This is a genomic window from Kosakonia quasisacchari (assembly GCF_004331415.1).
Taxonomy (GTDB): Bacteria; Pseudomonadota; Gammaproteobacteria; order Enterobacterales; family Enterobacteriaceae; genus Kosakonia; species Kosakonia quasisacchari.
This window is the reverse complement of sequence record NZ_SJOP01000009.1, coordinates 137,756-158,152: the sequence shown is the minus strand read 5'-3', so window position 1 is coordinate 158,152 and position 20,397 is coordinate 137,756. Positions and strand designations below refer to the sequence as shown.

17 protein-coding genes are annotated in these 20,397 nt (G+C 54.7%); 4 read left to right on the top strand and 13 right to left on the bottom strand.

Going from position 1 to position 20,397, the window contains the following annotated elements; all coding sequences use genetic code 11:
- Positions 1–244: 244 nt before the first annotated feature.
- The 10 genes from E0L21_RS11870 to E0L21_RS11825 form a co-directional block, all read right to left on the bottom strand.
- The gene (locus tag E0L21_RS11870) at positions 245–682 is read right to left on the bottom strand and encodes a Rap1a/Tai family immunity protein (protein WP_131409699.1); all 438 of its coding nucleotides are present in this window, start codon (positions 680–682) and stop codon (positions 245–247) included.
- Between the two features lie 39 nt (positions 683–721).
- Positions 722–2,224 (bottom strand): type VI secretion system contractile sheath large subunit, encoded by a 1,503-nt coding sequence (gene tssC / locus E0L21_RS11865; RefSeq protein ID WP_016495654.1) that lies wholly within the window; start codon positions 2,222–2,224, stop codon positions 722–724.
- A 3-nt stretch (positions 2,225–2,227) separates the two neighbouring features.
- Complete coding sequence (tssB, locus tag E0L21_RS11860) at positions 2,228–2,752, bottom strand: type VI secretion system contractile sheath small subunit (RefSeq protein ID WP_131409697.1); 525 nt, start codon at positions 2,750–2,752, stop codon at positions 2,228–2,230.
- Positions 2,753–2,826: 74 nt separating this feature from the next.
- Positions 2,827–3,840, bottom strand: coding sequence for a type VI secretion system protein TssA (tssA, locus tag E0L21_RS11855; protein ID WP_131409695.1), 1,014 nt, complete (start codon positions 3,838–3,840; stop codon positions 2,827–2,829).
- An 11-nt stretch (positions 3,841–3,851) separates the two neighbouring features.
- Entirely contained in the window at positions 3,852–4,562 is a 711-nt protein-coding gene (gene tagF / locus E0L21_RS11850; RefSeq protein WP_131409693.1) for a type VI secretion system-associated protein TagF, read from the bottom strand.
- Positions 4,563–4,580: 18 nt separating this feature from the next.
- Positions 4,581–8,192, bottom strand: coding sequence for a type VI secretion system membrane subunit TssM (gene tssM, locus E0L21_RS11845; protein WP_131409691.1), 3,612 nt, complete (start codon positions 8,190–8,192; stop codon positions 4,581–4,583).
- Between the two features lie 3 nt (positions 8,193–8,195).
- Positions 8,196–9,434, bottom strand: coding sequence for a DotU family type VI secretion system protein (locus E0L21_RS11840; protein WP_097405798.1), 1,239 nt, complete (start codon positions 9,432–9,434; stop codon positions 8,196–8,198).
- 17 nt (positions 9,435–9,451) lie between these two features.
- A complete protein-coding gene (gene tssK, locus E0L21_RS11835) occupies positions 9,452–10,795 on the bottom strand; it encodes a type VI secretion system baseplate subunit TssK (protein ID WP_131409688.1) in 1,344 nt (447 codons plus the stop codon).
- Positions 10,796–10,819: 24 nt separating this feature from the next.
- The gene (gene tssJ / locus E0L21_RS11830) at positions 10,820–11,326 is read right to left on the bottom strand and encodes a type VI secretion system lipoprotein TssJ (protein WP_016495647.1); all 507 of its coding nucleotides are present in this window, start codon (positions 11,324–11,326) and stop codon (positions 10,820–10,822) included.
- Between the two features lie 23 nt (positions 11,327–11,349).
- Positions 11,350–11,841 (bottom strand): hypothetical protein, encoded by a 492-nt coding sequence (locus E0L21_RS11825; RefSeq protein WP_017457009.1) that lies wholly within the window; start codon positions 11,839–11,841, stop codon positions 11,350–11,352.
- A gap of 982 nt (positions 11,842–12,823) precedes the next feature.
- On the opposite strand from E0L21_RS11825, the gene E0L21_RS11820 reads away from it, so the two are divergent.
- A complete protein-coding gene (locus E0L21_RS11820) occupies positions 12,824–14,545 on the top strand; it encodes an alpha,alpha-trehalase (protein WP_131409686.1) in 1,722 nt (573 codons plus the stop codon).
- A 71-nt stretch (positions 14,546–14,616) separates the two neighbouring features.
- Here the strand turns inward: E0L21_RS11820 and E0L21_RS11815 are convergent, their stop codons facing one another.
- Positions 14,617–14,871, bottom strand: a complete 255-nt coding sequence (locus E0L21_RS11815; protein ID WP_131409684.1) for a GlsB/YeaQ/YmgE family stress response membrane protein — start codon at positions 14,869–14,871, stop codon at positions 14,617–14,619.
- A gap of 211 nt (positions 14,872–15,082) precedes the next feature.
- Between E0L21_RS11815 and ycgR the strand changes: the two genes are divergently transcribed.
- A complete protein-coding gene (gene ycgR, locus E0L21_RS11810) occupies positions 15,083–15,814 on the top strand; it encodes a flagellar brake protein YcgR (protein WP_131409682.1) in 732 nt (243 codons plus the stop codon).
- Here the strand turns inward: ycgR and emtA are convergent, their stop codons facing one another.
- The gene (emtA, locus tag E0L21_RS11805; protein ID WP_017457005.1) at positions 15,815–16,426 is read right to left on the bottom strand and encodes a membrane-bound lytic murein transglycosylase EmtA; all 612 of its coding nucleotides are present in this window, start codon (positions 16,424–16,426) and stop codon (positions 15,815–15,817) included.
- Between the two features lie 101 nt (positions 16,427–16,527).
- On the opposite strand from emtA, the gene ldcA reads away from it, so the two are divergent.
- Both ldcA and E0L21_RS11795 read left to right on the top strand, forming a co-directional pair.
- The gene (ldcA, locus tag E0L21_RS11800; protein ID WP_131409679.1) at positions 16,528–17,439 is read left to right on the top strand and encodes a muramoyltetrapeptide carboxypeptidase; all 912 of its coding nucleotides are present in this window, start codon (positions 16,528–16,530) and stop codon (positions 17,437–17,439) included.
- 123 nt (positions 17,440–17,562) lie between these two features.
- Positions 17,563–19,296 carry a potassium/proton antiporter gene (locus tag E0L21_RS11795; RefSeq protein ID WP_131409677.1) on the top strand — a complete coding sequence of 578 codons (1,734 nt, stop codon included), beginning with the start codon at positions 17,563–17,565 and terminating at the stop codon, positions 19,294–19,296.
- 15 nt (positions 19,297–19,311) lie between these two features.
- On the opposite strand, the gene dadX is transcribed toward E0L21_RS11795, so the two are convergent.
- Positions 19,312–20,382 carry a catabolic alanine racemase DadX gene (gene dadX / locus E0L21_RS11790; RefSeq protein ID WP_131409675.1) on the bottom strand — a complete coding sequence of 357 codons (1,071 nt, stop codon included), beginning with the start codon at positions 20,380–20,382 and terminating at the stop codon, positions 19,312–19,314.
- Positions 20,383–20,397: the final 15 nt, after the last annotated feature.

The window sequence follows — 20,397 nt, the reverse complement described above, 5'->3', positions numbered from 1 at the left end:
TTACTCTTCGTTAATGATAAATATTGCTTTCGAAAAAGCGCTTATATGGCAAACGGGTAAGCATGGGGCCGAATAAAACCGTCCATATTTTACCTCTGCCTCGTTTGATTCTGAAAAGATTATGCATCTGTTCAGAAACACTCATTCCCTCAGTTGAGAGAAAGAATTCATGACATACTGACGCCAATATAACGACGTTGCGTTACGGAAATATCACTATTAGCATTCAGATAATTCGCTCGCGTTATTTATTCCGCGATGGTTGGCTCTTTTCGCAATCGCCGTGATGCTGAGTCATCGCTTCAATAATTAATCTCGACGCGCGCTCTTGCTTCAGCCTTTCAGGTGGCAAGTCGCGAAAATAGCGATACACAATTTCATGTAGTGTGATGGATTTGAGCCGTCGATAACTGCACCAGACCGTCCCCTCCGTGGTATCCAATACGCCTAATAAATAGAGATCGGCTTTAATGCGCTCGCGCTCGTTGCTTTTTGATGTCCAGGCGTTGAAAAAGCGTTCGCCGCGCAGATTCACATCCTGGCTGGTAAGCAACGCCGGGTCGCGCAAAAAATTGGCGGTATCGTCTTGCGGTAACGCCTGCGCACGCGGCGTGTAATCCTGTTCTGCCCAGCTCAACGCTGAGCAGAACAACAGACCGGCTAACATAATGCGATGTCGCATCGTCACATCCTTGTGGTTAACGAGGTTGGCCCGTCTGGCTTACGCCTCTTTGGTTTTCAGCGATGGCAGTTTCGATACCAGACGCAGAGAAACAGTCAGACCTTCCAGCTGGTAGTGCGGACGCAGGAAGAATTTCGCCGCGTAGTAGCCCGGGTTGTCTTCGATTTCCTGCACCTGCACTTCTGCCGCCGCCAGCGGTTTACGCGCTTTGGTTTCCTGCGAGGAGTTCGCCGGGTCGCCATCGACGTAGTTCATCACCCAGTCGTTCAGCCAGCGTTCCATTTCGTCACGCTCGCGGAAGGAGCCGATTTTGTCGCGCACAATGCACTTCAGGTAGTGCGCAAAGCGGCAGCAGGCGAACAGATACGGCAGACGCGACGCCAGACGCGCGTTAGCGGTAGCATCGGCGTCGTGGTACTCCATCGGTTTTTGCAGCGACTGCGCACCAATAAACGCGGCGAAGTCGGAGTTTTTACGGTGGATAAGCGGCATAAAGCCGTTTTTCGCCAGTTCCGCTTCGCGACGATCGCTGATGGCGATCTCGGTCGGGCACTTCATGTCCACGCCGCCGTCATCGCTCGGAAAGGTATGGCACGGCAGATTCTCTACTGCACCACCGGATTCCACACCGCGAATCGACGTACACCAGCCGTACTCTTTGAACGAACGGTTAATGTTCGTTGCCATCGCATACGCGGCGTTCGCCCACGAATAATTGTTGTGGTTCGCGCCGTCGGTCTCTTCTTCGAAATCGAAGCTGTCAACCGGGTTGGTGCGAATACCGTACGGCAGACGCGACAGGAAGCGCGGCATCACCAGCCCAAGGTAACGGGCATCTTCAGATTCACGCAGTGAACGCCAGGCGGCGTATTCGGTATTCTGGAAGATTTTCGTCAGATCGCGCGGGTTCGCCAGCTCCTGCCAGGATTCCATCTGCATCACGCTCGGCGCAGTACCGGTAATGAACGGGCAGTGCGCCGCCGCGCCAATGCGCGCCATTTCACCCAGCAGTTCGACATCCTGCGGGCTGTGATCGAAGTAGTAGTCACCGACCAGGCAGCCAAACGGCTCACCACCGAACTGACCGTACTCTTCTTCGTAGATTTTTTTGAACAGCGGGCTCTGGTCCCAGCCCACGCCTTTGTAGCGTTTCAGGTTACGACCCAGTTCCTGCTTGGAGATGCTCATAAAGCGGATTTTCAGCATCTCGTCGGTTTCGGTGTTGTTCACCAGATGGCTCAGACCGCGCCACGCGCTTTCCAGTTTCTGGAAATCTTCGTGGTGGATGATCTGGTTAATCTGCTGCGACAGCTTTTCATCAATACCGGCAATCAGGTTTTGAATGGTGCGGTAGGTGTCGCTAGAGAACGTAACGGTGTTTTCCAGCGCCTGTTGCGCCAGCGTTTTCACCGCGCTTTCTACCGCTGAGCGCGCCTGGTCCGTTTTCGGACGGAACTCTTTGCTGAGCAGCGCACTGAATTCATCCTGGCTGAAGGCCTGTGCGCCCTGCTGCAGTTCTTGCTGTTGAGAAGGGTTGCTCATGGTTTACTCCTCTTTACCTTGCGCACTGTCTTCACCGTTTGGTAACTGGCTGAGCGATTTCAGCAGGGTTGGGTCCTGCAACACTTTGGCAATCAGTTCTTCCGCGCCGTTTTTGCCGTCCATATAGGTCAGCAGATTGGAGAGCTGAGTGCGCGCTTCCAGTAGCTTGTTCAGCGGCTCGACTTTGCGGGCCACCGCGTCCGGCAGGAAGTCATCCATGCTGTCGAAAGTTAAATCGACGTTCAGACGACCTTCACCGGTCAGCGTGTTGTCGACGTTGAACGCCACGCGCGGTTTCAGCGCTTTCATGCGTTCGTCGAAGTTGTCGACGTCGATTTCGAGGAATTTACGATCCTCAATAGAGGGTAAGTTCTCCACCGGTTTCCCTACCAGATCCGCCATTACGCCCATCACAAACGGAAGCTGGATTTTGCGCTCCGCGCCGTACACTTCCACGTCGTACTCAATCTGTACGCGGGGGGCACGGTTGCGGGCGATAAATTTCTGACCACTGTTACTTATTGCCATGATGTTCTCCATCGAATATGCGCGGTGAAGGTTTGACGACCGGCAACACGCCTGCCGTCATAACTCGGTACGCGTCAGTCCTGACGCCCAAAGATGTTTTGTAGTTGATTCACGCCATCGGGCGCCAGATCGCGAATAATCTCCATAAAGTCCAGTTCGATTAGCCGCTGCACGCGGTCAATCATCAACGGCGCGGGGTGGCTCGGCTCGTGCTGAGTGAAATATTGCTTCACTTTTTCCAGCATCAGTTGCGCATCGGCACGCGTGGTCACCTGCGCAGTTCGCCAGTCGGTATGCGCCGCCAGCGGTGCCGCGACGACTGGTTGCGGCGCGTTATCCGTTGACGCCGTGGGTTCTGATATTTGTTGCTCTTCACTACGGGACGCGCGGCTGACACCGGCGATTAACCCAACCGTTTTGAGTAACTGTTCCATTTCCGGCACCCCGCTTTCGCCCAGTTGTTCCAGCAGCCATGTACGGATAGTTTGCAGACGCCCTTCGATTTGACCGATAGCCTCAATGCCAGGCTGACCGCCGCGCGTAAGCTCATCAATCAGACGCACCCGACCGCCGGGGTAGCCTGCACATTCAGTTTTGCTGCCGTCGAGCAACGCCTGCGCGTCGCGCACGTTCAGCTCATCGCCATTGCTGCGCAACAGCGGCGCCTGACGCAGCGTGGTGGTCAGCGCAGATTTATCGCTTAACCCCGCCAGCGCATTAATGCGATAAAACGGGTCGAATTCGCCGCCGTCGGTCAGCGAAGGCCAGAGCTGATCCCAGTACAGCGCCAGCGCCTGGCCTAGCAGCATTAAACCATCAGCATAGCCTTCCAGCCCACGGCGTCTAGTCCATGCGTGGGTTAATGCCATCATCACGCGGATATCTTTGGTGCGTGCCAGAAGCCCGGTTGCCAGTTTTTCCACCCGCGTCCAGTCTGCCGGTTCAGCGGGAATGATGGTGCTGCCAAACTGCTGCTCGGCTTTACCGAGGCTCGCCTGCTCCATTGCCTGGAAATCGGCGTCGTACTCCAGGTTCTCACCACACGGTTGCTCCGGGCTGACCGGAGCGAGTAACGATTCTATAGTCATCCGCAACCTGCTTATTCTTCAAACATCGGTGGGTAGAGGCCGTGGCGACCGGGTCTTGCGCCACCCGCTGGCTCAAACAACAGCGTGAATAACTGGCCGGTAAAGTTGCCGCTGTGCACATGCGTGTAGAGCGGGTAGCCATCGCTGCGGTTGGTCCACCAGAAACTTATCTGGCGCAGCGGATCAAAACATTCAGCGGCCTGTCGCCAGCCGATGGTTGATTCGCCGTCGCCTTCATAACCAATCACATCCAGAATTTCCGAGCGCGTTTCCGGCTCCACCAGTTGCACAGGTGGAATGGAGAGCAGCGCCTGGTCGAGCTGTTCGGGCGAAAAACCATTGCGCACGGCATGCAGCATGGTGCGCCCGAGTTGTTCATACCAGTCGCCCGCCTTCGCTAAATGGCGTGGCGACCACTCCAGCGGATTAATCGCCATCAACGCACACAGCGGATACTGGCGACCCACGCTGTCGCGACCGGGCAGCAGGCAGCCCATTTGCACCTGCTGCCCGCCGAGCATCGGCGGAACAACAAAATTCCAGATTGGCGCATTGCTGAACTGCCGGTCGCTTGCGCGCTGTTCTTCTTTCTGCCAGTTCATCAACCCCACCTGAAACCAGTGGGACCACTGACGCTGAAGCGCATCAGGAAAACGGCGTTGTAAAAAATCGCCCGCACTGGGCAGTTTTCCATACCAGCTAATTGCAGAAGTCGTAGTCATTAGGCGTTCCTTTGCAGTTCAAGGACATGCGAAACGTGGAAGCTGGAACGGGTTGCGGATGCTGTTCGGCGCGAATTCCAGCGTCACCTGATGTCCGTCAACCGTGAATGTCGCCTGGCGGCTCAGGCTGCTACTGCCGGGGCTGACACGCGCTTTATCGAAAAAGCGGTTCAGCGCCCAGGCGCCGTTGGTCACAAGCGTTGCTGTCGTGCCATTGACCAGCCCTAATTGCATCCGCACCTGGTTGGTGCCGCCTGAACCCGGCCAGTTGACGATTTGCACCGCCTGCGGACCGTGGCTGTAGCGAAGGATTTGCCCGTCTACATCCAGCGTCATATTCAGGATGGTGTTATCCATGCGCACCGTCCGCACCGTGGTGCGAAACGACGGTGTTGCGCTGCCGTTGGCAAAGAACGCATCACGAATTGATTGCGCTTGCTGAAACGGCACCAGCACGCCTTCACTGCCCGGCAAAGTTTTACCATCGATACCCGGCATAAAGCGCCAGGTTGCCTGGGTGGTATCCACTTTGTTGGTCAGATTGTCACGAAAAAAGACATCCATCAGACCGGTGCCGGGGGCAAACATGCGCGCCAGATCGTCCGGGGTAACTTCGGTGCTGGCGGAACGGACTAACGGGTAACGTCCGGCGATGGCCTGGCGGCAAAAGCTGCCAACCTCAACGCTGATGCGCTTGCGCACATTTTCCATATCCCGACGCTGGGTATCACTGCTCGCCCCGACCGCCATATTGCTGAACATGGTTTGCAGCCCGCCCGGTAAACGTCCGGCGCTGGCCTGCAAACGGCTAATCGCTTCACCGCCCGGCGGTGGCATCCCGCTGTTGGCGGCATCCTGCACGGCGGTCAGGTAACGATAAAGCTCATCCACTTGTTTGAGAAAATCATCAAACACAATGGTTTTGCCACCCTTCTCCAGCGGCTGTGCCAGTTCAATGATCGGCGCGAAGTGTTCGGTGACACGCTGTTCCGGCGTCTGGCTGGCGGCGGCGTTTGCCGTGGCTGACGCGCCGTCATGGTTGCTGAACAGCGTTTCAAGCATCTGCGTGCCACGGTTGCTGCTCTCCGGCGCTTTCTCTTTGCCATCGCTCACTTCATCGCGGCTGAGTTTCAACTGCTGGCTGAGGTTGATAACCAGGCGACGCAGCGGCGAGTTATTGCCGGAAAGGAGCCGCGCAGTGTTGATGCGCTGGTTCAGATCCGCGCTGTTGTTGAGCTGGATGTCGCTCAGGAAGTTATCCCAGATGGCGATAAAATCACGCGCATACAACTGACGTACCGCGTTATCGGTTTGTTGTTTGTCTTCCGCTTGCGTGGTGGAACCGAGCACCCAGACATCATCTTCATGCAGCGAGGCGGTGACCGGCGCGATTTGAGCGTTGAAACTGTTCCAGTAACCCTCCGGGGTATACAAACCCGGCAGTCCTTCACCGACCGGTTTGCCGCTTTTACGTGAAAAGACCAGTTCGCTCTGCGGGCCGCCCAGCGTTGCCAGCGACACCGATTTCAGGTTTTCATCGCGCTCCAGCAGGCGTTTCAGCCGCCCGTAAACGCGGGTAGAGAGCGGTTGCTGGTTGATTAACACCTGTTCACGGCTGATCAGTGCCTCGTCTTTGGCATACGGCGACGACTGAATTTGCGGCTCCAGCAGTTGCGTCAAGTGCCACTCAAGCTGGCTTAACTGCGCTTTGGTGACGTTCTGCGGCAGGTTACGTTGCAGATTGAGCATCACCCACGCGTGCAGGAACTTACCGTCGTAATGCTTCGGCTGATACAGCATTTGATAGGCTTTCAGCGCCTCATAGCTGTATTCAACATCGCTGCCATTGTCGTTACGCAACCAGGTGGTGATGCGCATCGCCACTTCCGGCAGCAGCATCTGTTGCAGCGCTTTCTGATACAGCGTTTGCGAGGCGTCTGCCACATCGTTACCGCGATACAGCCCCATACGGCGGGTGATCGGCGGGTTATTGACGTCAAACTTCTCGCTTTCCGGCAGCGCAGAGAGGCCATTGAGCAGCGGCAGCAAGGCAAAGAGATCGCCCTGTTGGCGGTTACGCAGCGCTTTGATCTGGCTTTCCAGCGCGGGCACTTTGGCCTGCACTTCATCCAGATAATCACGGTTGTTGCCGTAGCTGGTAAACCACAAGGCGCTGATAATAATCAGCAGCGCCAGCAGCGCCGCATAACCGGACCAAATCACCGCCCGGCTGCGCAGTTCCCACCAGCGGTTTTGCCCGGCGATACCGGCTTCCTGGAAGATAACGTTTTGCAGCAGATGCTTGATAAAGAAGCTCTGCCCTTTCCCGCCCGGCACCGGTTCGTCTTTGCTGACCGAATCCCAGTTATCGCCTGATTTGCCCTGTGGCAGCGACAACGCGCGGTTCAGCTCGCCCATGACGCGGTCAAACGGCAGACCTTCCTGCGTACCGCTGGCGAAATAGATCCCGCGCGGAGAAAACTCGGTTTCAAAGTTGGAGCGGGCAAAAATGGTGTTCAGATAGTCTGCCAGCAGCGGGCGCAGCGCAGCGAACTCCTGCGGAAACAGGAAACATTCCGCGCGGGCTTGCGCATCGCTTTCACGTAGCAGCGTATCCGGCAGTGCCGCGTCCAGGCGCTGTTGCAGCAGTGCGAATTCCTGAAGAAAACTGCCCTGCAGGTCGAAATCCGCCAGTTTGGCTTTTTCCCACGGGAAGGTGAAACCCCAGATTTGATCGCGCTGCGCTTTATCAAACCCGGCAAAGTACGCGCGAAAACCTTTCAACAAGTCCGCTTTAGTGACCAGCACATACACCGGGAAACGGATCCCCAGCTGTTCATGCAACTCGGTCAAGCGCTGGCGCAGGTTGAGCGCCTGTTCGCGCGACGCTTCTGCTGATTGAGTGAGCAGATCGGCAATGCTGATCGTCACAATCACGCCGTTGATCGGCTGACGGCGGCGATACTTTTGCAACAGGCCAAGAAATTTCAGCCATTCGCTCGCATCCTGAACTTGTTCACTCTCCTGCGTGGTGTAGCGCCCGGCGGTATCAAGCAGCACCGCTTCGTTGGTAAACCACCAGTCGCAGTTACGCGTACCACCAATTCCGCGCAGCGCAGTTTTACCGAAGCGATCGGCCAGCGGGAATTGCAGGCCGGAGTTCACCAGCGCCGTGGTTTTACCGGAACCCGGCGCACCGATAATCACATACCACGGCAGTTGATACAGATACTGGGTGCTGAAGCGCTGCGCCCACTGTCCGCGTTGACCAGGCTGGTTGAAGTGCGCTTTTTTCAGTACCTGCGCGGCTTCTTCGAAACGCTCGTTCAGCACCTGATCTTCATTATTGAGACGTTTGCGCTCAACCGGATCTTTCGCTTCTTCGCTTTTCAGGTTGTCCATCAGCTTGCGGTTGAGCCAGGCGTTGTAAAGACGCGGCACAATGTGGCTGTGAACCCAAATCAGGTACATCACCGCAATGGTGATCATGCGGTTTTGCTCAGACTCAAGCGGGCGGGAATCCACGACGGAGAGCAGCGGGCCAATCATCCAGATAACTGCGGCCAGCCCCGTTACGCCAAGGAAACCCCACAAAATGCGGTTGGTCAGCAATGAAAGCAACATATTCATCCTTTAGTTTCCTTGCGGCAATCCGTTCAGCTCGGCAGCCGTATTTCCCGGCGACACCAGCAAAGTAATTTCAACGCGGCGGTTACGGGCGCGGTTTTCAGCCGAATTATTCGGCGCTATCGGGTTCATCTCTCCTCGCCCTTCTGCTTTGACACGCGCCGGTTGCGACAGGTGTTTTTGCAGTAGAGACTGCACAGAACGCGCGCGCTCAAGCGACAACTCGTAGTTCGAGGCAAAACGCGCACTGCGGATCGGCACGTTGTCACTAAAGCCCACCACCAGAATTTTGCCGCTCACGTTATTCATCGCCTGCGCCACGCGGTCGATAACCGGTTCATAGCTTTCGCGTGCCACTGTCGATCCCGAGGCAAACAGGCCATCGCCTTTGAGCGTTACCACGCTGCGATCGGCTTCATCGCGCACCGCCACCAGGCCTGCCTGAATTTCCGGGCGCAGAAACGCGCGCAGGTTAAGCACCGGCTGCACGTTTTGTACCGGTTGCTCAATGGAGGCTTCCGGCAACTGCGTCTGGTAAATTTTCGCCAGCACCGGGTTGGTGCTGTCACCCAGACGCCAGTTGAGGACGATATAGAACAGACACGCGAGAAAACCCGCCAGCCCGACACATGCCCACAGCGGAATAACCGGACGCCACAGTTTGCGCATGACCGGTTGATCTTCCGGATGTGGCGACAGCGGCGGCGGATAGTTGCCGCGCACACCGCGAATCATCTGCCACAAGCGCTGCTTGATGGTTTCCAACTGCGTGCGGCCGTTGTCCATCACCCGGTAACGTCCTTCGAAACCGAGTAACAGGCAGAAGTTGATCAGCTCCAGCAGCGCGATATGCTCGCGCGGGTTTTGCGATAAGCGCGCCAGAAGCTGGAAGAATTTCTCCCCGCCCCAGGTTTCGTTGTGAAACGTCACCAGCAGACCGCTACCGGACCAGACGCCACGGCTTCCCCACGGGGTGAGTGCCGCCGCTTCATCAAGGGCGGTACATAAACAGTACCGGGCGCCGACGATCACTTCGTAGGCCAACCCGGATTGCTGGCAGCGCACTTCAAAACGACGAATTTCATCAATCAGATGCTGGCGCAGACCGCTTTGATCATCGTGAGAAACGGAATAACGGATCTGCGGTATCGCGTTAAGTAGCGGGTTGGCGGCCGCGACCAGAGGATTGTTGCCACTTGCTCCTGCCAGAGCGGCATCGCTGCCGGAGGCTTGTTGTTCCTGCATATTGTGCGCTCGCTGTATTATTCAGTCGGGCTACGGATGGCCCAAAACTCCATATCAAGACCCGGGAATTCACCTGCCAGATGCAGCGCGAAAGCCCCCGATTTCTCCATTTCGTTCCACAGCTCGCCGCCCTTTTCCAGTTCGAAATAGTTGTAACCGGCATGCCACGGAATTTGCGGCGGCGCGACCGGCATGGTGCGCAGCTTCATACCCGGCAGTTGCAACTGCACCAGGTCGCGGATTTTGGTCACCGGCGCGACTTTCATCTGTGCCGGGAAATGGGTTTGCAGGATTTCGCCAGGGACGCTGGCTTTCACCGCCAGCACGAAACCAAACTCGCGCGCCATGGTGGTGCTCGGCAAGGTGGCGATATTCAGCCCGTGCGTGCGTTCGGTGAGTGGTAGCTGGATGGCGTGTTCTTCCATCACCAGCGACAACCCGCTGCGCAGCATCAGTTGTAACTTGCCAAAACACCCGGCCAGATCGTCATGGTCATAAACCGGCAGCGTCTCTTCCGGCGAGCGTGACGCGGTCCAGGTGGTCAGCTCGGTGGCAAACGCCAGCCAGCTTCGCCATAACTCTTCCGGGTGGATCATCGGCAGGCTTTTCAGATGGGAAATCTGACCGACATGGTGGTTAATCAACGCCAGTAGCGTGAATTCAACCATTTCGGAGGTATTAAAACGCCCCGGCTGGCGCAGACGCTGGCCAATCTGCTGGCTACGCTGCTTCAGCAAGCTTTCCAGATCGTTGATACTGGCGTAAATCACCGGGTTGTTAACCGCATTCAGCATCGGCGGGATATAACGGCTATCAATTCGAACGTGGTTATCGTTACGTTTTTCTAATACATGGGCGACACCGATCGCCGTCCATTCTGCCGAGAGATCTTTTTCCAGCATCAGTTTCAGACGCAGACGGCCAAACTGCACCGCCGCCGGTCCAACGGACATGGCGTTATCGTCATCGACTTCACTTTCCCAGGTGACGTAACGCGCCAGCGAGTCTTTCTCTTCGCTAAAGATCACCTCATCACGCCCGCCGCGACGGGCAGGCAGCGCCAGTACCACGCGCTCATTGTTGATGTTGTCCGGGATAGCCAGCGGTGTGGGCGCCTGGCGAGCATCGTGGAATGAGAAGAACGTGCCATCCGGCAGTAAACCGCTGGCATAGCTCAGGGCAATACAGCCCTGGCGCAGCATGGCATCGTCGAGCTCGATATCAAGGTAGCCCCAAAGATACGGGCGCTGCAGTGTCCCCCACTCGCGTATATGATGTTGCAGATAGCTTTCCGCGCGCTGAAAGTGATGAGGACGCAGAAACATACCTTCGGTCCACACGACCTTTTCTGCTTTGTTCATACGGTTTTCCTGTTAAGACTGGCGCTATTTGGAAATCACACGGATGCCGTTGACGTCGAGGAAGATGTTGGCTTCCAGTTCATCAGACGAAGATTTCCAGAATTCGTAGAAGTGCGTCTCTCCCTGTACCGGGAGCGGTAAGGACATCCGCCATTTTTTGCCATCCAGCGCCTGATACTCCGCCATCACGCCAATGTAACGCGCGTCGGGCGCGCTTTTACCGCTCAGCGTTTTCGACAACTGGCCGGGCATCAGGAAAAATTCATCACTGTTCAGCAGGTTGGCGCCAAGTACGCTATCTGCGTTGTTTTGCAGCGACCAGAAATCGGCGGACATAAATGTCGCGTCCGATTTCAACAGCAACACCCTGACTTTAAGGGGAGCGGACTCATTGATTTGCGGATGAGCCCTGAACTGAAGGTTATAGCTGGTAGGTACGCTGTGTGAAGAGGAGCCACAACCGCTGGCCAGGGTGGCCAGCACAAAGAAAAACACCAGGCTAATCTGGCGTACAACCGAATTATTATTCATACCAGGTACTCGTCACGGCTGGATTAATTGATGATCCACGTTCCGGAGTTGGCGTTTTTGCAAGCCTTACCGCTGCCATCGACAGTCACGCAGGTCTGTTTTTTACGCACGACGCGGCGTTTATCATCGCGCAGGGTTTTCTCGTACAGCTCGCTTTTCACCACGGCACGCATCGGCACGTAACCAATCAGCTCTTCCTGACCTTCATCGGCCAGCGCCATCCAGAAGTGTTCCACCTGACCCAGTACAACGTAAGTTTTACCGGCTTGCAGCTGGCGAATCACTTTGCCGCCGTAATCCGGGGTGCTCATCACCGATGCCGGGTACAGCGCGCGGTAGTCTTGTTTGATAGGCTGGAATTCCTTCGGAGGAATCACCGCATAGCGGTGTGTCAACGTAACACCATTCACTTCGCTGGTGACGATGGTGTCGTCGGTTGGGGCGGGCTTAGGTGGCGCTTTACAAGCCGAAACGCCAAAGACAAAAAGAAGTGCCAATACCATTCGCATGTTCATAACGTTTTTTTCCATTGCAAATATATTACTGTGTTGACCTGGAGCGTTTTGGAAAGGGTATTTAAATCGCTCTAAATGACGCAAATCCATGTCCAGTTAAACGCTCAGATAATGAATAAAAGGCATAGCTACCGCACGAGTCTGTCGCAGGGACAGGCTGCAATAATATTACTTTTCATTGACTATCATGACACGATTTTACAGATCAGATAATTCAATTCAATATGATATCCGACCTGTTGAAATACTATTATTTAATTTTTTTACAAATTAGGACAATTCTCAAGAAGGAATTTCACTTTAGATGAAAATCCTTAAAGATGCCAACTCAGTACATTGATAACATTGCGCAATTCTGACATAAACCGCTGATTATTAATAGTTATTACTAACAACAAGGCAATAGCATATATTTTAAATTGCGAGATAGGATGAATCCTAAAAACTAATTATATTTTATAAAAACTACAAAATTTAGTAGTGAAATTGCCGGAATAAAAGTACGGATTAAAGGGAAAAGTAAGTAAAGGTGTTATTTTTCCATCGATAGGCAAAATATATTGAACAAAGAAAGATTATTTCCGCAGCAAGATAGTCATGGATGTAACAGTCCCAGAAGGGAAGTATCAATTGCTTTCATATGAAAATTTATCTCCGCCTTAAATTGTTTAGTCATACTTAATCCTCGTGAACGCACAATAAATGAAACCTTTCAGCAAAATTGATACAGCACAATATTTACCCGCTACAGGCCTTTTAGCGAATAAATAAAAAAAGCACTGGCTAACAGGTATGCAGGCGGTGGTCTTTATTCGTGCGTGGACAGCATACACATCCCTCTGCTCCTCCAGCCAGACGGGGAAATTGTCTGGAATCGCGCAAAATGCCAAACGCGACACACGATTTGTTTCAGATTCGACTATGGTTTTGTGCAAGGTTGATTGCGGCAGCACCGCTGTGCCCCCGCTAAGGAGAATAATCGATGACAAGACCCGTTCTACACCGGCCGCGCGCTCTGCTGCTGGTCATGCAAATCGCGTTAGGCGGCGCGTTACTCGCTACGATCCCTCACAGCTTCGCCGCTGAGGCGCAAAGCACGCCGCAGCCACCGGATATCCTGCTCGGCCCGCTGTTTAGCGATGTGCAAACCGCCAAGTTGTTTCCCGATCAAAAAACCTTCGCCGATGCCGTGCCGAAAGGCGACCCGCTGATGATCCTCGCGGATTACCGCATGCAGCGCATGCAAACCAGTTTCGATTTACGCCACTTTGTGGATGTGAACTTTACGCTGCCCAAAGAGGGGGAAAAGTATGTTCCGCCTGAGGGACAAAACCTGCGTGAACATATCGATGGACTGTGGCCGGTGTTAACACGCACCACCGACAGCGCTGGAAAGTGGGATTCGCTGCTGCCGCTGCCGAAACCTTATGTTGTGCCGGGTGGACGTTTTCGCGAAGTCTATTACTGGGATAGCTATTTCACGATGCTCGGTCTCGCCGAGAGCGGTCACTGGGACAAAATTGAAGACATGGTTACCAACTTTGCCCATGAGATCGACACCTGGGGCCATATTCCTAACGGCAACCGCAGTTATTACCTGAGCCGCTCGCAGCCGCCATTCTTCTCGTTGATGGTGGAATTGCTGGCCACACACGATGGCGACGAGGCGCTGAAAACCTGGCTGCCGCAAATGGAAAAAGAGTACCAGTACTGGATGGAAGGAGCAGAAACGCTGCAGCCAGGCCAGGCCAATAAGCGCGTGGTTAAGCTCAGCGATGGCAGCGTTCTGAACCGCTACTGGGACGATCGAGATACGCCGCGCCCGGAGTCGTGGCTTGATGATGTCACCACCGCTAAAAATAACCCCAATCGCCCGGCAACCGAGATTTACCGCGATTTGCGTTCTGCCGCCGCGTCGGGCTGGGATTTTAGCTCCCGCTGGATGGACGATCCTAATCAACTTGGCAGCATTCGGACCACCAGCATTGTACCGGTCGATCTGAACGCGCTGATGTTCAAGATGGAAAAAATGCTCGCTCGCGGCTACCAGGCAGCTGGCGATAGCGCAAAAGCCAGCCAGTATGATGTGCTGGCGAACACGCGACAGAAAAGCATCGAGGCCAATCTGTGGAATGAAAAAGAGGGCTGGTACGCGGATTACGATCTGAAGACGAAGAAGGTGCGTAATCAACTCACAGCGGCAGCGCTTTACCCGTTGTTTGTGAATGCCGCAGCGAAAGATCGCGCCGATAAAGTTGCCAGCGCGGCAAAAGAACGGTTGCTGAAACCGGGGGGAATTTCTACCACCACGGTAAACAGTGGCCAACAGTGGGATGCACCAAACGGCTGGGCGCCGCTGCAATGGGTGGCAACCGCTGGCCTACAAAATTACGATCAGCAGAAACTGGCGATGGAAGTGAGCTGGCGTTTTCTGACCAATGTGCAGCATACCTACGATCGAGAGAAAAAGCTGGTCGAGAAATATAATGTCAGCACCACCGGCACCGGTGGCGGCGGTGGTGAATATCCGCTGCAGGATGGTTTCGGCTGGACGAACGGTGTGACGCTGAAAATGCTCGACCTGATCTGCCCGAAAGAGAAACAGTGCGACAGCGTACCGCAAACGCAGCCGGCACAGCAGCCTGCCGCGAAGGTTGAACCGGCCACTCAGCCACAAAAACAGCAGCAAGCTGTCGCGCAGTAACACGCGCGCAGTAAAAAGCCGCAACAATCATGTTGCGGCTTTTTTTGTCTCAAAAATGGATGAACTGGCGGTTAATTTCGTCTAAACAACCGGAATACGGCCAGCACGACAATCGCACCCAGCACCGCGATGAGGAAACTGTGCCAGTTGAAGCCGGTGATATCTCCGCCATAACCAAATTGTGTCGCGAGCCAGCCGCCGACTACGGCCCCGACGATCCCCAGTATACAAGTCAGAATGAAACCGCCCCCATCCCGTCCTGGCATAATCAACTTAGCGATAACGCCAGCAATCAGGCCAAAAACGATCCACGCGAGAATGCCCATGTTTCTCTCTCCTTCTGTTAGTCTTGTTGACGCGCACATACCACTTCGGCGACGCGTTAGCTACAGTATAGATGTCGGTCATAAAACTATTTTCATCTCACAGACTTAATTCAAACGGTTTGAGAAAATATTTACGTTATTTGTATTAAGTTCTGGCTGAAAATGCCGATAAAGCAACGAAGGTGTGTCAGCCATCAAGGAGCCATTCGGCGTGAGCAATTACAGTGAGCAGTTCCTGAAACAAAATCCTCTGGCCGTGCTGGGCGTTTTGCGCGACCTGCAAAAAAACCAGGTGCCCATTTGCATCACCTGGGGCAGCGGTCAGTTCATCAGCAAGATACTGGAAGTGAATCCAGAAGAGCTGATCATGGATTTTGGTAGCCAGGAGTACGAGAACAACGCAGTACAGCGTGCCGGAAAGGTGACCGTGACCGCTGAAACGCATGGCGCCAAAGTCGAATTCACACTGAGCAAGCTTTCTACCGGCGATTTCCAGGCTTTACCTGCTTTTATTACCCCGCTTCCGGAAACACTGTGGTTTATTCAGCGCCGGGAATATTTCCGCATCAGCGCCCCGCTCCACCCGGCCTATTTTTGTAAAGCATTCATGCCGGATAAAAGCGAGATTCGCTTTCGTCTGTTCGACTTGTCGTTAGGTGGCATGGGCGCACTGCTGGATGGCGTAGCACCCGGCACATTGCAGCCGGGTATGCGTTTTTCCAAGGTGGAGCTGGATATGGCTTCGTGGGGGCAGTTCTATTTTGACGCACAGTTGATTGCGATTGGTGAGCGTAAAGTCGTTGATGGCAAGAATGAAACCGTTGTTACGCCGCGCCTGAGTTTTCGCTTTTTGAATGTCAGCCCGGGCGTAGAGCGCGAACTCCAGCGCATTATTTTTGCCCTGGAGCGCGAGGCGCGCGAACGCGCCAGCCGGGTACGCTAGTTACATCGCATCCATCGCTTTTTGCACTTTCCAGATATAGCGCGGTGCTTGCGGCGCAGGGTGGTTTTCCGCCACATGCTTCATAAACGCGTCTGCGCTTAAATCATTTATCTCTTCTATGGCTTCGCTTCTGTCGGACGAGAAGGTCCGCAGTAGCGCACCAGCACCATTAACGTACGAAACCACCAGCGCGTATTGCATGACTTTCGGATCGCGAATGCCCGCTAGCGCCCCATGTTCAAGAATACTTAAGTAAGCCGCGCCCATAGAGATATTACGTTCCGGGTTTTTGAGTTCGCTGGTGGACGGTTGCCCACTCCAGCCCATATGGCGGTAAACTTCGCGCCCGGCGGTGGAGGCTTTGAGCTGCATCAGGCCAACGGCGTTTGATTTGCTGACCAGATTGGGGTTGCCACCGGATTCCACGGCGATCATAGCAGTAATCAATTGAGGACTGACGCCCCAGGCTGCACCTGCTTTTTCGGTGATGGGCATCCACTGCATTGCGCGTTTTACCGGCACTTCCGGATTCCAGTCCGGGTTACGGTAATCCTGTTTTGAACTACATCCGGCAAGCAGTACCACTAAAAAAGCAAACCATCTTAATTTCACGCAAGCTAATCCTTATTTAGGTGTTCATCTACGACGGATGACAACGACACAGGTTAGCGGCATGATAACCGTTTCCCTATAGATGTCAGCAAGGAATTGCCATGTCCACCTTCCACCTGATTGCCCCTTCCGGCTATTGCATTAATCAGCACGCAGCGGCGCTTGGCGTCGAACGTCTCGCTCAGCAGGGTCATCAGGTTAGCAACCAACACGTCATTACTCGCCGTCATGAACGTTTCGCCGGGCGTGACGAGGAGCGGCTGGCGGATATCAACGCACTGGCGCAATTGCCGGGTGAAAATATTATCGTGATGCCGGTGCGCGGGGGGTACGGTGCCAGCCGTCTGCTCGCCGGGATTGACTGGCAGGCACTGGCGGCGCGCCAGCAGCATCAAGCGCTGCTGATTTGCGGCCATAGTGACTTCACCGCCATTCAACTTGGGCTGTTGGCGAACGGGAAAGTCATCACGTTTAGCGGGCCAATGCTGGCGGGGAATTTCGGTGCCGAAACGCTGGATGCCTTTACGGCAGATCACTTCTGGCGTGCTATCAGCAATGAAACCTTTACCATTGAGTGGGACGGTGAAGGCCCGCAATGTGACGTGGAAGGCACCGTGTGGGGTGGAAATCTGGCGATGTTAACCTCGCTGATTGGCACGCCCTGGCTGCCGCAAATACCCGGCGGCATTCTGGTGGTTGAAGACATTAATGAACATCCCTACCGCGTGGAACGCATGCTGTTGCAGTTGTTACACACCGGCATTCTGGCACAGCAGCGAGCGCTGATCCTCGGCAGTTTCTCGCTGGCGCAACCCAACGATTACGATGCGGGCTACAATCTTAATAAGATGATTGATTATCTACGCGCGCAATTAACGATCCCAGTTATCAGCGGGCTGGCGTTTGGTCATGAACCGCAGACCGTCACACTGCCGCTCGGCGCACATGCCCGGTTGCAACATGCTGAAAAGACGCAACTGACTTTATCGGGTCATCCCACGATCTTGCTGTAAAAAAAGCGCTTTATGCCCTTATTAAAACGTTGTTTCTGCCGTTATTATATGACGCACTAATAAACCCGGCCGGTAAATGCCGCCCGGGATCCCCCACGGTGAGGATTAAGGAGAAGCACAACATTGGACGCTGAGGCGATAATCAGTCTGTTTATTTTGGGTTCAGTTCTTGTAACCTGCAGTATTTTATTAAGTTCTTTCTCCTCCCGTCTTGGCATTCCCATTCTGGTTATCTTTCTGGCAATAGGCATGTTGGCTGGTGTTGATGGTATCGGTGGAATTCCGTTCGATAACTACCCTTTTGCTTATATGGTCAGTAACCTCGCGCTGGCGATCATTTTACTCGATGGCGGGATGCGTACCCGCGCCAGTTCGTTTCGCGTCGCACTTGGTCCTGCACTTTCCCTGGCAACAATTGGTGTACTCGTTACGTCCAGTCTCACCGGGATGATGGCCGCCTGGTTGTTCAAGCTTAATATTATGGAAGGCTTTTTGATCGGGGCGATTGTGGGCTCAACAGATGCCGCCGCGGTCTTCTCGCTGCTCGGCGGTAAAGGGCTGAACGAACGCGTCGGCTCGACGCTGGAAATCGAATCCGGCAGCAATGATCCGATGGCGGTGTTTCTTACCATCACGCTGATTGAGATGATCCAGAAGCACACGGCCGATCTCGATATCATGTTCCTGGTGCATATTGTGCAGGAGTTTGGCCTCGGCATTTTGCTTGGCGGCGCGGGTGGTTATTTGTTACAGCAGATGATTAACCGCATCTCTCTGCCACCGGGTCTTTACCCGCTGCTGGCGCTGAGCGGCGGTATTTTGGTTTTTGCCTTAACCACGGCTCTGCACGGGAGCGGCATTCTGGCGGTTTACCTGTGTGGTTTTGTGTTGGGCAATCGCCCTATCCGCAACCGTTACGGCATCTTGCAAAACTTTGATGGCCTGGCCTGGCTGGCGCAAATCGCCATGTTCCTGGTGCTGGGGCTGTTAGTCACACCGTCTGATTTGTGGCCGATTGCGGCTTCCGCACTCATCCTCTCGGCATGGATGATTTTTGTTGCTCGTCCTCTGTCCGTGTTTGCCAGCCTGTTGCCGTTTCGCGGTTTTAACCTGCGCGAACGCATTTTCATCAGTTGGGTGGGCTTGCGCGGCGCGGTGCCGATTATTCTCGCTACTTTCCCGATGATGGCAGGGCTTGATCACGCGCGCCTGTTCTTTAATGTCGCCTTCTTCGTGGTGTTAATCTCGCTACTTTTTCAGGGAACGTCACTCTCCTGGGCGGCGAAAAAAGCCAAGGTTGTCGTGCCGCCTGTTGGTTGGCCGGTCTCCCGCGTCGGTCTGGATATTCACCCGGAAAACCCGTTTGAACAGTTTGTTTATCAACTCAGTGCGGATAAGTGGTGCGTTGGCGCAGCGCTGCGCGATTTACATATGCCTGCGGATACGCGCATTGCCGCGCTGTTTCGCGACAATAACCTTCTGCACCCCACCGGCAGCACCCGACTGCGTGAAGGTGATGTGTTGTGTGTGATTGGTCGTGAAAGCGATCTGCCCGCGCTCGGGAAACTGTTTAGCCAGTCTCCGCCGGTGGCGCTGGATCAGCGCTTCTTCGGTGATTTTATCCTTGAAGCCGACGCTAAATTTGCCGATGTGGCATTGATTTACGGCCTGGAAGATGGGCTGGAATATCGCGAAAGCCAGCAAACGCTGGGCGACATTGTTCAGCAATTACTGGGCGCCGCGCCGGTCGTGGGGGATCAGGTAGAGTTCGCCGGAATGATCTGGACGGTGGCGGAAAAAGCCGATAATGCGGTACTGAAAGTCGGGGTTCGCGTCGTAGAAGACGAGGCGGAATAACCGCCTCGCATTAAGTTACACCGTCACGACAGGTACACGCGGCGCCAGAGCGCACATCAGTTCATACCCCACCGTTCCGGCCGCCGCAGCCACTTCATCGATTTTGATCCCATTACCCCATAGTTCAACTGGCGTACCAATACCGGCTTGCGGGCATGGGGTTAAATCCACCGTCAGCATATCCATTGAGATCGCGCCAACAATGCCGGTACGAATGCCATCCACCAGCACCGGCGTGCCGGAAGGTGCAATGCGCGGGTAACCGTCCGCATAACCGCAGGCGACAACACCAATACGCTGCTCGGTTTGCGCACGGTAACGACAACCGTACCCCACCGTTTCACCGGCTTTCAGCGTCTGCACGGCAATGATCTCACTGCTCAGTGTCATTACCGGGCGGATCCCGCTGTTGGCGACATCCTGCCACGCGCCCGATGGCGAAGCGCCATACAGCACCACGCCGGGGCGCACCCAGTCAAAATGCGTTTCGGGATGCCACAGCGTGGCGGCAGAGTTAGCCAGTGAGCGCGGCGCGTCAATGCCTTCCGCCGCCTGCTCAATGCGCGCCAGTGGCGTAGCGATACCGTCTGCCCGCTCCGCTTCAGCAAAATGGGACATCAGGGTGACTGTCGCCACGTTGGGCATGGTATTGAGTTGCTGGTACACGGTGTGAATACGTTCAGGCATAAAACCGAGCCGGTTCATGCCGCTGTTGATCTTCAGGTAAACGTCGAGCGGTGCTTGCAAGCGTGCGTCCTGCAAGGCTTTGATCTGCCAGTTGCTGTGCAGGCTGGTCGTCAGGCGATATTTGTCAAACAGCGGCAGTTCATCGGCATGGAAAAAACCTTCCAGCATCAGAATTGGCCCTTTCCAGCCGCGTTCGCGGAGCAAAATGGCCTCTTCAAGATTGAGCATCGCGAAGCCGTCAGTGCTGTTGAGTGCGCGCCAGATACGATCCAGACCGTGACCATAAGCGTTCGCCTTTACGACCGACCAGACTTTTGCAGCAGGCGCGGCGCGGCGCACAACCTGCAAGTTATTGCCGAGTGCCGCTAAATCAAGCGTGGCGAGAACCGGACGAGACATTACTATTCCTTCTTT